We start from the raw sequence: 14,802 nt of genomic DNA, 5'->3' as shown, positions 1-14,802 counted from the left end.
TCCCCAGTCCCTTGCTATAAATTAGATTTTTCAAACAGCCTCTGAGTTAAGAGCGTTTAAAATTACTGGTGCTGAAACTACACCCTTTGCCTCTAACGCAGCTGCAACCCGTAAAATTAACGCTTCATTATATGGTGCTGCAATCAATTGCACACCTAAAGGTAATGTATTTCGGCACTGAATTGGTACTGATAAAACGGGTAAACCAATAAAAGATAATGGTTGAGTAAATAGCCCTAAATGAGGACGGACAAGAATTTCTTCGCCATCCAAAATTATGGTTTGTTGACCAATTAATGGTGCAGAAATTGGTGTAGTTGGGGCAAGAATTACATCGACATTTTGAAAAACTTCCCGAACGCGATCGCGATACCATCTTCTAAACCGTTGTGCTTGGAGATACCAACTACTAGGAATTAACGCCCCAGCCAAAAAGCGATCGCGTGTAGCCAAATCAAAATCTTCAGGATGCAATCGCAAGTTTTCCAAACGCAGATTTGCACCCTCGCTAGCTGTGATTACAAAGGCTGCTGCACGGGCGCGGTGTGCTTCTGGTATGATTACGTATTCAGTGACTTCTATTGCATCAGCTACTTTTTGCACTGCTGCTAAAGCTGCCGGTTCTGCGCCTTTGGTAAAATAATCAGCTGCGATCGCAATTCTGATACCAGAAATATCTTGTTTGAGTTGCGGTAAACATAATTCAGGTAGACGCTTTGTACAAATGGGATCGCGATCGTCTTTTCCTTGAAGCACATCAAACACCGTAGCGATATCCTGCACCGAACGCGCAAAAGGGCCAATGTGGTCAAAACTGCTAGAAAATAAAGCTACCCCAGCACGAGATAATCTTCCATAAGTTGGCTTGAAACCAAAAACACCACACAACGCCGCCGGAACGCGAATTGAACCATTAGTATCAGAACCCAATGTCAGCGGTACTAACCCCGCCGCAACCGCCGCCGCCGAACCACCCGATGAACCACCAGCAACTCGCTGTAAATCATGGGGGTTGTGAGTAGCACCGTAATGGGAGTTTTCTGTTACAAACCCATAAGCGTACTCATCCATATTCAAAGCACCAAGCAAAACAGCACCCGCTTGCTTCAACTTCGCTACTGCGGTTGCATCTTGAGTAGCTTCTGGGTTTACTGCATTGATTTTCGATCCTGCTAGAGTCGTAAAACCAGCGATATCGAAGAGATTTTTCACCGCAAAAGGCACACCAGCAAGCACTCCAGGATGATTACCTTGAGCAATTTCTTGATCGATCAGTGCTGCATCTGTTAAAGCTGTCTCAGCAGTTATAGTGGTAAAACAGTTGAATAGATGATTTCGCGTTGCTATTCGTGCTAAGGCAGCTTTCGTAACCTCCACAGCGCTAGTTTTACCTTCGCGTACAGCAGTTGATATTGTTATGGCATCGGCTGAATCAAAATTCATGCTGAAATATTAATAGATAGCGCCTTTAGCTTTTTGAGTAATAGCAGTCAGCAATAGTTTTTGCTTCACTAAAACATCAACATACCTATTCTCGAAGCAATTATGGTTCAAAAACTGGTGCAACTTCAATTTCCTCTGGTAAAGGGAAAGAATTTACCAGATTAGCGATCGCCCTAATTCTCTCAAAATTTGCCACCACACCATCACGATACTCATCTGCGATCTTTAAATCCAACAACAACCCCATCAAATCGACATACTCACCCACATCAAACTCTTCTGTTCTCATCTCTATTCCTTTGCGGTAGCCTGCGGCAAGCCAAAGCGTCTACGTTATCTTAAACTTATAACTTCTGGCGACAACAGCGATACCCAGGTAGTGATATACAATTCTGTAGGGAATGCAACGTCATTAATTTGGATTAATTTGGTTTTCCATAGTAGATTCCTTTACCGTCGGTGCCAATGAAGACTAGCCCAAATTGCTGTCTGCTAGCTTCCATCACGTTCGGGACATTGCCAATGGGATTTAGAGGATTAGAGATGTTTGTCCATGTTTGCCCTCGATCCAAAGAACGGAAAATTCCTTTTCCCATACCAATGATTTTGCCATATAAATATAGTGCTGGAATTGTACTTCCTGTTTGTGGTTTGCCAAAGGCAAATAAATAAGCTTTCTCCACACCAGCTATTTTGGCAAACTTCGTACCACCGTTTGTTGAACGATAAAGCCCATTTGAATTGAGACTGATCCAAACTTCGTTACTCACCCCCGGAACTGTTTTGAGCATAGACCAATCTTCGCTAGGAAGTGTTGAGTTGACAATACTGAAGTATGCAGCTCCATCCTTACTGCAGTAGACTTTGCCATCGTTGTAGTAGTAAAAAATATTGCCATTTACTTTGTCTGATGCCAATGGTTGACCCCAGTACCACGGCCCCTTGGGCCCGTTGGGTAAACCTGATACTCCACTCCAAGTAGCTCCACCGTTAGTTGTACGTATAGGTTGTTTCTCGCTGGCGATCGCTACAAACAAACTTGGATTTGTTGCAGACATAGCTACCCGTAGTGGCATAATGTTCTGCGGAAATGAGGAAAAGTTCTTCCAGGTATGTCCGCCATCTGTGGAAGTTCCTCCTGTAAAGGTATTGAACCCTCGATGTCCGCCAACGCGTACCATACGTAAGGGATCTTTTTCACTGTAGGCCATGCTGTATGTTTCTTGATACCAAGGGCCGTTACTACCACCCAATTGAGTAGATGGGTAAGTATCTAATTTTTGGCCGTGGTTAAAGCCTTCTACATCAGCCAAACCGCTTAACAATAGTGAGCCTTTTGGAGGTGAGATGAGTTCAAAAGCAACTGTTTCCTCATGTCCTTTTTCATAGTTAGACCACATAGGCTTGTTAGCATTGATATTGTCTGTTTGCCAGGTTCCATACCAGTCTGTTAACCAAATTTTGCCAGCAATATTTGGGTCAAATTCAATCGCTGAGGCCGCAGAAGCAAAATACCAATTTGGCCACCAAGGTACTTGAGGATTCAATGAATGGCTTTTCTGTTGCCATGTAGCGCCACCATCGGTAGATTGAAAGACTCTAGAGTAATTAGTACTTTCATGGTATTGGTCATAAGTCACTAAAACGTGATTAGAGTTATTGGGATCTACAGAAAGCCCATTAAATGAAATAGTTTTGATGTTAGTCGGCGTAATATTACTCCAAGCCCCATTTGCATATTTGCTAACTCCTGAAGTGTGCGTTACATACAGCACTCCATTGCTATTAAGCACCATTCGATTTACTTTTGATGGGCTTTTGGCTATTCTGTTCCAGGTAACACCTGTATCAGTAGACTTATATATTCCGTCTCCATAGGCATTTGCATAAACCAAGCCAGCATTTTTTTTGCTAAACAAAATTCCTGTAATACCAATGGATGCATTAGGTTTTCCAGAGAAAGAACTTACTTTTTTCCATGTTTGACCAGCATTCGCCGACTTCCATAGCCCATCCAAACGCGAACCAAAGAAGATGATATTAGGACTAAATGGATTAACTCCCAGCCTTTCCCCTGTCCATCGCTTAGTTTCGTTGCCACCCATTGGCAAATCTATGTTCAGTTTGTTCCAGGTTTGACCTTTATTGGTCGATTTGAAGATTGTTCCTAAGCCAGCCCCAGTATATTTGCCTGCTGCGATGTAGACAATATTTGGATTGTTAGGGTCAAGCGCTAATCCTTCTCCGCCATAGTAGTTACTTTTATCAGACCCAAAGTGATCTATTAATGGAATCCATTTCTTCTCTAGCGAATTCCAACGATAGAAGCCACCTATATCGGTTTTAATGTAGGCTAAATTCTTCTCTAAAGGATGCAGATAAATATTGGTAACATAGCCTCCTCCTCCTATAGAGACTTGATTCCATTGATACCCAGATGTAGTACTACTGCGACTAGGTTCAACGGTTGTAAGTGCTACAGTCGTAGCTACAGCGAGCATAGAAAAGCGGATTATTTTCTTTAAAGAAATATGGAAAAAGCGAATGCTCATATAGTCTCATTGGTAAAGGAATGAATCTAGAGATAATACTTAGTAAACAAAAATAAGCAGTATAAAATTAAGTGAAAATGCGGTATGCATTATCTCTTGAGTTATAAAAGGACGTAATACTTGCTAATAGCTGATTGTTGATATAAACGTTTTGGCAAAATAAAAATACTTTGTCAATATTTTTATAAACTTTATGTATAATTTGTTATAATTACTGAAAATCTTATTTGATTGAATACAAAGGTTTTTACTGTTACTTACAAGTATCAAAATAACTAAAATCTATTTTGTATTTACACCATAAGAATAAGTTTCCTTAGTTGTTACAGCACCGACATTGATTTGGGATGGGTTGTTATAGCACCGACATTGATTTGGGATGAAAATGAAACTAGACGACTTGCATAAAAATATTTAGAAGTTCGCGTCAAGGCACAAAAAAGACCCTAAAAGATGGCTCCTGCCAGTTATAGAAAATCTCACATTCCTCCAGCAATTGAATTAAGTATTTTTTGAAAGATGAAAAATACCTCTCAAGTCAGAGATATATTCTGTACTGTGATAGAGGATTTTTTGATTCTACTTCAGTATCTTACATATATAAACAGATTTTCCTGCTATTTACTCAAATTAGTCTCTTTATCTAAAGAGATAAACAGTTTTAAAAATGATATGTATAGCAGATAAATAGCCTAGTAGAATAAAATAAAAAACATGGATAACAAAAACAAAACAAAGAGTAATAAGAATTTAAAACAGGACAAAAAAGTGGATGAAACTAAGATAAATTTACTATCTAATGAACCTCAAAAGTCAACGAAAACAATTAATGTAGATGGTCATCGCCCAGTCGATCCAAGTAACATTAAGATTGAGGAAACAATTGATATAGATGGTCAACGCCCAATTGCAAAAGATAAAAATCTTAGCGATCAAACAATTGATATAGATGGTCAACGCCCGATCGCTAAGAGTAATTTTGAAGAACATGAGATATTACCTGTAGACGGTGAGCGTCCAATTGACCCTAGTGATTTTGAAGTTGAGGAAATTCTTGATATAGATGGTCAACGTCCGATCGCTAAGAGTAAATTTAAAGCTAAAGATACTATAGAGATAGATGGTAGCCGCCCAATAGCTTCAAATAACCAATAGCTTCAAATAACACTGTTGATTCGTAAATACCAACAGATTATGTAGACTAAAATCACAACCTTTCTTGACACTCTAAAGTGGTGAAGAGAAAACAAGAGGACTCCGTAATCTACGTTGTTATCGGGACTTACAAGAAATAATTTACCCATCTTGTGGGGTGGGCAACATGAGCGCTCTAAATCTGGGACGGGTGGGGACACCCATCCCACAAAAAAATTTGGGATGTTTTTTTATTTGGAAATCCCATCAAAAAGCAACGCTATAGTAAAATCTGAGTCTTGAATCGCAGATTTTATAGCATCGCCACGATTATTTTTTATTTATGCTTGCTGTAGTGATTTTCGGTCTGACTATAACAATAAATCCAAGCAAAGTAAAAACTAACATCTGCCAAGTCACCAAATTCCAGCCCCCAAAATTCCAGCATAATAAACCAATGCTAGTACCTACAGCACCACCGATAAAATAGGTAGTCATGTACACTGTATTGATGCGACTATTCGATTGAGCATCAAGAGTGTATATTCTTGCCACATTGGTGACTTGAATTGCCTGTACGCCTACATCTAGTAACAATACAGCAACAGCGATCGCCAGCGTTGAAGTAGAAGCAATTTTAGCAATTACTAAACTTGCAATCACCAGAGATACGGAAATAGTTAAGGAACGTTGGGAATTACCTCTATCGGCTAATTTACCAAAAATTGGTGCCATTAATGCACCTGCGATCGCCACAAAGCCATACATCCCAATTGTGTCAGATTGAAAATTAAAAGGCGCTCCGCTTAAATGGAAAGTCAACGTTGTCCAAAATGAGCAAAAGACACCAAACATTAATCCTCCAATTAAAGATGCTTCTCTCAATAAAGAAAAACGTTTTAATTGTTGAAGCGTTGATTTTAATAAATCAAAATAATCACCAGTGTATTCATTATTTACATTAGGCAAGTAAATCTTTAGCAAGACAGTAACAATTAAAATCATTCCTCCTGAAAATCCATATACATAACGCCAACTCAAGCTTTCAGCAATATATCCACTAAAAACCCTTGCTCCTAAAACTCCAATCAATATACCAGTAAAAATACTGCCTACAGTTTGTCCTGTAGTTACTCTATCTATACTTGCTGCTAAGGGCAGAATAACCTGAGCGGAGACTGTTGTAATTCCAATTGCTATGCTCAATATCCAAACCTGGACGATATTTTGTGAAAACGTCATCGCTATCAACAAACAAAACAAACATATAAGTAAAGAAAGAATTAATGTTTTTTTGTTGATTTTATCGCCCAAGGGGATTAAAAAGAAAAGCCCAAAACCGTAACCAACTTGCGAAAGCACAGATATGCTACCCGCTTCACTTTCGCTAACTTGAAAAGAAGATGCAATATCTTTGAGAATTGGCTGATTATAATAAACGTTAGCAACACACACCCCAGATGCGATCGCCATAATCAGTACTTGAAATTTAGTTAATCCGTTATTTGAGATTTGTTTTTTCATTCAACCTAATTCACTATAATTTAGTTGCTTGAGGACTTTTGCCTTTAACTGCATCTGTGTTTATCAAAATAGAATTCTGACTCCTGACTTCTTCAATAGTTATTAGTTTTCCTGGTGCTAAACCGCCAAGTTAGGATGATTGCAGCGCTGGCTAAACCAATAGCCAATCCCCACCAAAGACCAATAGCTCCAGACCCCAACGAGATCCCAAAAGTATAACCAGTGAATAAACCAACACACCAATAAGCAAAAAAGCCAATCAACATCGGGATTCGGGTGTCTTTGAGTCCGCGTAATGCTCCAGCAGCAGTAACTTGCACGCCGTCAACTATTTGAAAAATGGCCGCGACTGCTAGCAATTTCACCGCCAGGGCAACCACATCTGCATTGTTCTGATTGTTGATATCAATATAAAGAGAAATAATCGACTTTGGTACTAGCCAAAATGCAAGGGCTACTACACCCATAGCTAAAGCTGCAATGGCAATGCCTACATATCCAGCTAGACGAGTGCCAACTAAGTCATTTTGTCCGGCTAACAGTCCAACACGAACTGTTGTCGCTAGAGAAATGCCTACTGCCATCTGGAATGACATCGAAATTGTTTGTAAAGCAATTTGATGAGCAGCCAGAGCATTGGTTCCCAATTGTCCAATCAACAAAGTGACAACGGTGAATAGTCCGCCTTCGACAGCAATCAGCCCCCCGATGGGCAATCCAACTTGAAAAATCTCGCCAACGATGCGGCGATGCTCTAGAGGAAAAGCTTCTTGAGACGAAGGTCGAAAAATACCGTAAACTGCAAAGCGAGGCTGATTACATATATAAACTGCCAAAGTAATAAACATACTCCAAAGTGAAAGCGTGCTTGCCCAACCGATACCAGCTAAACCCAAGGCCGGGAATCCTAGTTTGCCAAACATCAGCACATAGTTAGCTGTAATGTTGAACAGAGTACCCAAGACCACTGTCACTATGATTAATTGCGGTTGCAATAGAGCAGAAAGAAAACTTTTAAGTACTGCAAAGCCCAAACCAGGAATAAAACCCAGTGCGATCGCTCTTAAATAAATCTCTGTTAGTGCTACTGTGTTAGCATCCTGTCCTAGTAAAAGTAGTAAAGCACCTCCATTGTAAAGCAGTAATGTAATTGGTATTCCTAGCACCAGAGATATCCCTAGTCCAAGCCGGACAATTGTGCCAACTTTTTCTTTATTTCCGGCTCCGTATGCTTGGGCAGCTAACGGACTGACAGCAGAAACGATACCACTAAAAATCAATAGAGAAAAAGTAAAGATAACAGTTCCCAAACCTCCAGATGCAATGGTTTGACTTCCCAACCAGCCCATCATTACCGTATCGACAAAACCAGTTGCAGATTGAGCCACTTGTGCCCCTGCCAAAGGTACGGCTAACATGAGACATTTTTTAACTTCAGAAAACATATACAGCTGATAACCCGATGTGAAGAACAAAGGGTTTTTTCAAAATTTAAACCCATGTTCAGGAGATATTGCTCCTGGGAACTTGAATCTATCTTAATAGAGTCAGAGGATTACCGTCACAGTGGTTAGCAGAGCGTTCGGCAGGAAAGATTTAACAGCAGATGAGTTGCAATCAGGTAACGACTAAATTTTCCGTATAGACCGTCATTAGTCCAGAAGTGTTTCTAAAGACAAAGGACTTTTGACTAAGGACAACCCTCACTAGTTAATATGCAATTTTCTTTGCGTAATACCTTACCAACTTTGAGTGTCACAAATAATTTCAATGTTTTGGCAATCATCTTGAAGCTACGTTAAAGTGAGCAGTTGGAGTTAAGAATGGATTTATATGCGCTTACCAATTGCAATTAGTGCTGTCTTAGTAGCATCTTTGGGTTTTAGTGCACCTGTAATATCTCAACCTCCTCCTATACAGGTAGCCACAACCCCCGCGCCTAGTAGTTTAAACTTAGAACAATACAAGATTAATTACCGATTATGGAAACGGCAAAAAATCTCTAACTACCGCTATGAATTCACTAGAAGTTGCAATTGTTTACCTAAAGCCACAGAACCAGTGATTATTAAAGTACGTAATCGAGTCACAAGTTCTATTACTTATAAAGCAACTCAACAGCCAGCTGAGGCAGAATTGTTTAAACAATATAATACAATTCCTAAACTATTTGATATCATCAGGGATGCGCTGATTCGTAAAGCAGCAAACTTGACTGTACAATACGATCCAATACTTGGTTATCCAACTCAAATTAATATTGATTATAATAGCCAGATCGCTGATGATGAAATATTTTTGACAATTAGCAATCTGCAAAAAACTAATTAACTATGGCTAGCGAGAGCATTTTTTGCTACAGCAGTGCTTAATTGATTCAGCATATCTTGCTTGCTCTATAGAGTAGAATTTCCTAGCAAATTAAGGAGATGAGTCGATTGCAAATCAGCTCAGATGACTTGACAGGTAAAAAAATTGCCGATCTTCTCCAGGAGCATATCGAAAATATGCATGAGATGACACCACCTGGAAGCGTTCATGCTCTTGATTTAGAAGCATTGTGCTCGCCTGATATTACTTTCTGGACAGCTTGGGAGGGATCAGAATTACTCGGATGTGGGGCACTAAAAGAACTAGATTCAAGAAGTGGTGAAATCAAATCAATGCGTACCGCCAAGGCTCACCGACGTAGGGGTGTCGCCTCAAAGATTCTTGAACGCATAATAAAAGAAGCAGAACGGCGTACTTACGATCGCTTGTATTTAGAAACAGGGGCAATTCCAGAGTTCGCCCCAGCACGAGCCTTGTACACACAGCATGGGTTCGAGTACCGAGGCCCTTTTGCTAACTACATTGATGACCCGAACAGCGTATTTATGACTTTAGCTCTGTAAAGGTTTAGGATAGCGAATGCACTGTTGGGCTGAAGTATTTAAAGTCTTTCAATAACACTATCGCCACTCATCATTTTTGCGACTTCATCCATAATTTCTTTACTGGTATAGTCTGGCTTAGATGAATCTACTGGTTTTAACGGACGAAAAATAGCTAGCTGAGATTTTGGAGTCAATATTTGTTGTAACTCGCTTTCACATATACCAATTTTTTCTTCAAACATCAGTTCAGCACCATGTTCTAATTCATCATGAATCACATCAAGATGCCGTAAGCCTCTATAAGTAAAAGTTACAGTTTGATTTTTGGGGTTGAGATATGTGTCGTTACTCTGATAACCAAGTTCTTCGGCTTTCTCAAAAGCATCTTCTGGTGAAGAAGCACGGACAAGAACAATATTTACATGAATAACATTATGTGGATTTCCCTCAATGTTACACTCGATTACCAATTCAGCGATATACCACTCTGCATCCTTTGGAATGTATGCCATTGCTTATAAAACTCAAAATTTTTACTAATAATGCTCAAGCAACTATATTAAGCGATACAACATTGTACTTTATCTGAATGGGAACTGCTATATGTACTTGCCATTACATTTGCGTTACTAAAATTTGTGAATTTTGAACTATATAATTACTAAACTTAAGTATTAAATAAAATTATTACCAATAGTTTAGGAAAAGCAAAGACGTGAACCGTTTCAAAAAGCTATCCTCAATTGTGTTCCTGTTATTAGCCTTCATGTATCCACCTACTTTGGTTGAAGCCAAAGAGAATACTCGCAATGATGTTCTCAATGAACAGAGTATTGACGCACAAACAAAATTAGTTGGAGAGCAAAGTGAAGAGTTTTTGTTAGCTCACCGACGGACTCGACGACGTTATCGTAGACGGCATCGGACTGGAAACTATTACTATCAACGCCAGTGGAATCGAGGACATTATTATCGACGACGCTATCGCTCTATACGTTATCACGGACAACGATATCGTCATGGAGAATGGGAACTTGTGCGCGATCGCCACGGACGATTGATGTATGATTGGCAGCGTTAATAGTAAATTTACACTCAATTTTCTAGACAATTTTTATGCGTAAATCCTAACGCAAACCCCAAAGACTTTACGCAGTTTTAAATCATCTCACGGGTTGGCGAAATATCTGTGATATTAATAAACTCATGGTCAATTTGGTATAAAACATTATAAATAACTGTACCCCCTACTGCACATATCTATCTTTAGGCAGAGAAAAATTTCATTCGGATTTCATTTTTTTATGAAAGGCTATGAATAGAATGAACAGTAAAACATTTCAGACTATTTATATACCTTCATTGATGACAAGCGATCGCTAAAAATATGTTAGTCAAGGGTAAAATTCTCTGGTTGAGGCTTTGGCGTCAGTTGCTTCGACCCAAACGGTTGGCTTTCGTGGAAGCTTGCCTGATTGGTCTAGTTTCTGGGTTAGCGGCAGTTCTGTTAGGACAGGCAGTGGATTGGGCAGGTGCATTGCGAGTGCATCTTTCTTACCATTGGTCTGCCTACTTGGTGCTACCAGGTGTTGGACTAGCAGGGGGATTTTTAGCTGGTTGGCTAGTAGAGCGCTTCGCACCGGAAGCATCAGGTAGTGGGATGTCTGAAGTCAAAGCCGTATTGGCTCGCGTGCCAATGCCATTAAATTTACGGATTGCTTTGGTCAAGTTGATCGGCGCTACATTAGTCTTGGGTTCGGGAATGCCTTTAGGGCGGGAAGGGCCGACTGTCCAAATTGGGGCAGCCTTGGCAAATCAACTTAGTAACTGGGCACCGACTTCACCAGAGCATCGTCGCCAACTAATCGCCGCCGGAGCCGGGGCTGGGTTAGCTGCGGCTTTTAATGCACCGATCGCAGGTGTGCTTTTTGTAGTCGAAGAATTACTCCAAGATGTATCAGGTATCACTCTTGGTACTGCAATTTTAGCTTCTTTCATCGCTTCAGTCATTTCTCGGCTCTATGGTAGTCACAGCCTGGATCTGAATCATCTAAATTTAGGTCTTCCCGATACAACTTTCTTCGCTCAGGAAATCCCTTTCTACTTGATTTTAGGAGTGCTGGCGGGACTTCTAGGCATTCTATTTAATAAAGGTATTCTGGAGAGTCTAGCAATTAACCGCCGCCTGGTAAGGTTGAGTTTATCCTGGCGAATTGGAATCGCTGGGTTAGTTACTGGTGCGGCGATCGCTTTTTTACCTGCTGTCTTTCGCGATCATGCTGGGCTGAGAGAAATTTTACTTGTGGGTAGTGCTAATTGGTCATTTGCCGCGATCGCTCTTTTAGTTCAGTTTACCCTAATTATTTTTACCTACGGCTCTGGAGCGCCAGGAGGTTTACTAGTTCCCACCTTAGCCTTGGGCGCTGCCCTTGGTTACTTAGTGGGTGCTGTGGAACACAGTTTACTGGGAATGAGTGCTGCCACAGTTTATGCTCATGTGGGCATGGCTGCCTTTTTTAGCGCCGTCTCCAAGGTTCCAATTACAGCAGTCGTCATTGTATTTGAGATGACAACAGATTTCAATCTGGTGCTACCGCTGATGATTGCGTCTGTGGTTGCCTATTTAGTAGCAGAAAAAATTGACCATCGATCGCTCTACGACCTTCTACTAGAGTGGAAAGGGATTCACATCACCAAGGAGCCAAGCACAGAGGGGCTTCTAGCGCAACTGAGTGCCGTAGATGTGATGCAACGGCGGGTGGAAACTCTCTCTAGCCAAATGAGTACTGATGAAGCAGTACAGGCATTTTCCAACTCTCACCATCGCAACTTTCCAGTTTTAGAAAATGGTAAAGTTGTTGGTATTGTCACTCAAAAAGATTTAGTTAATATTGCTTCAGAACAATCAGGCAAAGATACAACTATTAGCGAGATTATGACACCAGAGCCAGTGACAGTAAATCCCACAGCAACACTGGCTCATGTACTGCATATACTCAATCGTTATCATCTCAGCTGCTTACCCGTTACAGAAAATCGCAAGCTCATAGGAATTATTACTCGTAGTGATATTATCCGTGTAGAAGCAGAGCGACTGAGTGGTAACGAACAAATAGAACGTAAATCAGCACCTTCTTATGTGGTTTACCAAACTCACGCTCCGGCTACAGGCAAAGGAAGGTTGTTAGTACCACTTTCACATCCCCAGACAGCCGAGACTTTACTAGACATGGCAGTTGCGATCGCCAAAGATCGCAATTACGAAATAGAATGCTTACAAGTGGTTATCGTTTCGTCTAGCCGCATTCCATCGGAAACACCAGTACAAATCAGCAAAAGTCTTCAACTTTTGCAACGGGCAATACTTTTAGGAGAAGAGTGGCGGATTCCCGTTCATACCGAGATCCGAGTTGCCCATAATGTTGCTGGGGCAATTTTAGAGACTGTCAAAGAACGACACATTGACTTGGTGCTGATGGGATGGAAAGGCAATACATCAACTCCTGGTAGAGTTTTTAGCCGAGTGGTGGATACCATAATTCGACAGGCAGGTTGTGATGTTATCTTGGCTAAATTGGATGATAAAAGATCCTTCGACCGTTGGTTGTTGCCAATGGCAGGCGGCCCTAACTCCAGCCAAGCAATTAAGTTATTACCTGCTTTGGCTTCTTTAAGTACATCACCCCAAATCAAGCTATGTCAGGTTTTCCAACCGACTAACTCGATTCCTGACACAACATTATTAGATAAATCTGTTCGCTTTCTGCAACGCCGAGTTAGCGGTAAAGTGATGGCTACTCCGGTTCGTGCCAATTCTGTTTCTGAAGCTGTTCTTAATTGTGCAAAACTTGACAACAGTGATGTGATTGTCCTGGGGGCTAGCCGTGAAAGTCTACTGCAACAAGCGATTCAAGGAAATATTGCCGAGAATATTTCTCGCAAAAGTAATTGTACGGTTATCATGGTTAAAACTTAATGTCGAATTACCCCCTTTAGTCCCCCTACTGTTGTACACAGACAAAGCTTAATTGAGCTGTTAAACCTAGTCGGGCAATGAAGTTTCCATCTTATTCAACGTTCCGACGAGTACTGTAAACATTAGATTTTCAGGCATTCACCGATTTATTTAATAATTGGGCATCAGTTTTTGTTCCAACAATGCCTGATGAGAGACTGGCGATCGATGGTAAAGGCATTCGTTGCACAGTTACAGATTACAGTCAATCCTACCAAAACTTTATCAGTACCGTATCAGTTTATAGTCACGGTCGTGGCATTGTACTGAGGATGCAACCAATGTCAAACAAAAAAATTAGTGAAGTGGCGTAGGCGTAGCCCGTCGTAGACATCGTAAAACAATTAATCTCTGAGTTTTGTGGTCAACAAGTGATGTTCACTCTTGATGCGGGAGCATTACCAAAAAAAACAGTATCGTTGATTATCAATGGTGGCAACGACTACATGATTGGATTACGAAAAAGATCGGCTAGCGACTTTACGATAGGTCTGTTGTCCCCTCGATTAATCTTTAGAATTGAAAGCTGCCTAATTTTTTAGGGGACAATGCGTCAAATGAAGGGCAATGTCAGATTTGGCAGCAGTGGCAGAGTATTTGGAGGAATAGCAATATAAATTGCTCAGTGGTATCTTTCATACACCAGACTAAGCAGCGATCGCTCTTTTTTCATCTATTATGCTCAGGGACACTCATCTAGCTCTTAAATAAGTAAAGCTAATCATTTCTATTAACTCTACAAAATTCTTAGCACTTGATTAATTTTTGTAAAGCAGTGTAAAGTAGTTTCACAGGCGAAAACTTTACCGCCTGATTCATACATGAATTAAATCGCACTTATAAAACCATGACAGCAACCTTACAACAGCGCCAAAGCGCCAATGTATGGGATCGATTCTGCGAATGGATCACCAGCACCAACAACCGGATCTACATCGGTTGGTTCGGCGTAGTAATGATCCCCACCTTGCTAGCCGCTACCGCCTGCTTCGTAATCGCCTTCATCGCTGCACCTCCAGTAGACATCGATGGTATCCGCGAACCAGTAGCAGGTTCCTTAATCTACGGAAACAATATCATCTCCGGTGCAGTTGTACCTTCCTCCAACGCCATCGGCTTGCACTTCTACCCAATTTGGGAAGCAGCTTCCTTAGATGAGTGGTTGTACAACGGTGGTCCTTACCAATTGGTAATCTTCCACTTCCTGATTGGCGTATTCTGCTACATGGGTCGTGAATGGGAACTATCCTACCGCTTA

The 14,802-nt window shown here is 40.8% G+C and carries 12 protein-coding genes and 1 pseudogene; 7 read left to right on the top strand and 6 right to left on the bottom strand.

Translation table 11 applies throughout. The features are described from left to right. Positions 1 to 30: 30 nt before the first annotated feature. The 3 genes from RMY32_RS13055 to RMY32_RS13045 form a co-directional block, all read right to left on the bottom strand. Entirely contained in the window at positions 31 to 1,443 is a 1,413-nt protein-coding gene (locus RMY32_RS13055) for an AtzE family amidohydrolase (protein WP_322714427.1), read from the bottom strand. 100 nt (positions 1,444 to 1,543) lie between these two features. Then, positions 1,544 to 1,732, bottom strand: coding sequence for a DUF4089 domain-containing protein (locus RMY32_RS13050; RefSeq protein ID WP_322714426.1), 189 nt, complete (start codon positions 1,730 to 1,732; stop codon positions 1,544 to 1,546). Positions 1,733 to 1,865: 133 nt separating this feature from the next. Continuing rightward, the gene (locus tag RMY32_RS13045) at positions 1,866 to 3,995 is read right to left on the bottom strand and encodes a hypothetical protein (RefSeq protein WP_322714425.1); all 2,130 of its coding nucleotides are present in this window, start codon (positions 3,993 to 3,995) and stop codon (positions 1,866 to 1,868) included. 768 nt (positions 3,996 to 4,763) lie between these two features. On the opposite strand from RMY32_RS13045, the gene RMY32_RS13040 reads away from it, so the two are divergent. Further along, positions 4,764 to 5,150, top strand: a complete 387-nt coding sequence (locus tag RMY32_RS13040) for a hypothetical protein (protein WP_322714424.1) — start codon at positions 4,764 to 4,766, stop codon at positions 5,148 to 5,150. Positions 5,151 to 5,459: 309 nt separating this feature from the next. Here RMY32_RS13040 and RMY32_RS13035 read toward each other — a convergent pair whose 3' ends face one another. Together RMY32_RS13035 and RMY32_RS13030 are read right to left on the bottom strand one after the other, a co-directional pair. After that, positions 5,460 to 6,653 (bottom strand): MFS transporter, encoded by a 1,194-nt coding sequence (locus RMY32_RS13035; RefSeq protein ID WP_322714423.1) that lies wholly within the window; start codon positions 6,651 to 6,653, stop codon positions 5,460 to 5,462. A gap of 92 nt (positions 6,654 to 6,745) precedes the next feature. Continuing rightward, positions 6,746 to 8,098 (bottom strand): MATE family efflux transporter, encoded by a 1,353-nt coding sequence (locus RMY32_RS13030; RefSeq protein WP_409882886.1) that lies wholly within the window; start codon positions 8,096 to 8,098, stop codon positions 6,746 to 6,748. A 388-nt stretch (positions 8,099 to 8,486) separates the two neighbouring features. On the opposite strand from RMY32_RS13030, the gene RMY32_RS13025 reads away from it, so the two are divergent. Together RMY32_RS13025 and RMY32_RS13020 are read left to right on the top strand one after the other, a co-directional pair. Next, positions 8,487 to 8,984, top strand: a complete 498-nt coding sequence (locus RMY32_RS13025) for a DUF6174 domain-containing protein (protein WP_322714421.1) — start codon at positions 8,487 to 8,489, stop codon at positions 8,982 to 8,984. 98 nt (positions 8,985 to 9,082) lie between these two features. After that, positions 9,083 to 9,547 carry a GNAT family N-acetyltransferase gene (locus tag RMY32_RS13020; protein WP_322714420.1) on the top strand — a complete coding sequence of 155 codons (465 nt, stop codon included), beginning with the start codon at positions 9,083 to 9,085 and terminating at the stop codon, positions 9,545 to 9,547. A gap of 38 nt (positions 9,548 to 9,585) precedes the next feature. On the opposite strand, the gene RMY32_RS13015 is transcribed toward RMY32_RS13020, so the two are convergent. Further along, positions 9,586 to 10,041: a DUF4288 domain-containing protein gene (locus RMY32_RS13015; protein WP_322714419.1), complete on the bottom strand. Its 456-nt coding sequence runs from the start codon at positions 10,039 to 10,041 to the stop codon at positions 9,586 to 9,588. 203 nt (positions 10,042 to 10,244) lie between these two features. Here RMY32_RS13015 and RMY32_RS13010 point away from each other — a divergent pair, with 203 nt between their 5' ends. From RMY32_RS13010 to RMY32_RS12995, 4 genes and pseudogenes are all read left to right on the top strand, one after another. Further along, complete coding sequence (locus RMY32_RS13010; RefSeq protein ID WP_322714418.1) at positions 10,245 to 10,610, top strand: hypothetical protein; 366 nt, start codon at positions 10,245 to 10,247, stop codon at positions 10,608 to 10,610. 306 nt (positions 10,611 to 10,916) lie between these two features. After that, on the top strand, positions 10,917 to 13,505 hold the full coding sequence (locus RMY32_RS13005) for a chloride channel protein (RefSeq protein WP_322714417.1): 2,589 nt from the start codon (positions 10,917 to 10,919) through the stop codon (positions 13,503 to 13,505). Positions 13,506 to 13,687: 182 nt separating this feature from the next. Then, positions 13,688 to 13,858, top strand: coding sequence for a hypothetical protein (locus tag RMY32_RS13000; RefSeq protein ID WP_322714416.1), 171 nt, complete (start codon positions 13,688 to 13,690; stop codon positions 13,856 to 13,858). A 533-nt stretch (positions 13,859 to 14,391) separates the two neighbouring features. Beyond that, positions 14,392 to 14,802, top strand: a pseudogene (locus tag RMY32_RS12995) (photosystem II q(b) protein); the annotation flags it as partial.

It is taken from the genome of Nostoc sp. ChiSLP03a (genome assembly GCF_034531215.2).
In the GTDB taxonomy this organism is placed as follows: Bacteria; Cyanobacteriota; Cyanobacteriia; order Cyanobacteriales; family Nostocaceae; genus Nostoc.
Note: the sequence above shows the minus strand (reverse complement) of the source record. Positions and strands in the feature narration are given on the sequence as shown.

Excerpts from the sequence above, each read along its gene's own strand:
- RMY32_RS13020 (WP_322714420.1), top strand. The coding sequence starts at position 9,083 with ATGAGTCGATTGCAAATCAGCTCAGATGACTTGACAGGTAAAAAAATT.
- RMY32_RS13050 (WP_322714426.1), bottom strand. The coding sequence starts at position 1,732 with ATGAGAACAGAAGAGTTTGATGTGGGTGAGTATGTCGATTTGATGGGG.
- RMY32_RS13035 (WP_322714423.1), bottom strand. The coding sequence starts at position 6,653 with ATGAAAAAACAAATCTCAAATAACGGATTAACTAAATTTCAAGTACTG.
- RMY32_RS13030 (WP_409882886.1), bottom strand. The coding sequence starts at position 8,098 with ATGTTTTCTGAAGTTAAAAAATGTCTCATGTTAGCCGTACCTTTGGCA.
- RMY32_RS13015 (WP_322714419.1), bottom strand. The coding sequence starts at position 10,041 with ATGGCATACATTCCAAAGGATGCAGAGTGGTATATCGCTGAATTGGTA.
- RMY32_RS13000 (WP_322714416.1), top strand. The coding sequence starts at position 13,688 with ATGCCTGATGAGAGACTGGCGATCGATGGTAAAGGCATTCGTTGCACA.
- RMY32_RS13025 (WP_322714421.1), top strand. The coding sequence starts at position 8,487 with ATGCGCTTACCAATTGCAATTAGTGCTGTCTTAGTAGCATCTTTGGGT.
- RMY32_RS13005 (WP_322714417.1), top strand. The coding sequence starts at position 10,917 with ATGTTAGTCAAGGGTAAAATTCTCTGGTTGAGGCTTTGGCGTCAGTTG.
- RMY32_RS13045 (WP_322714425.1), bottom strand. The coding sequence starts at position 3,995 with ATGAGCATTCGCTTTTTCCATATTTCTTTAAAGAAAATAATCCGCTTT.
- RMY32_RS13055 (WP_322714427.1), bottom strand. The coding sequence starts at position 1,443 with ATGAATTTTGATTCAGCCGATGCCATAACAATATCAACTGCTGTACGC.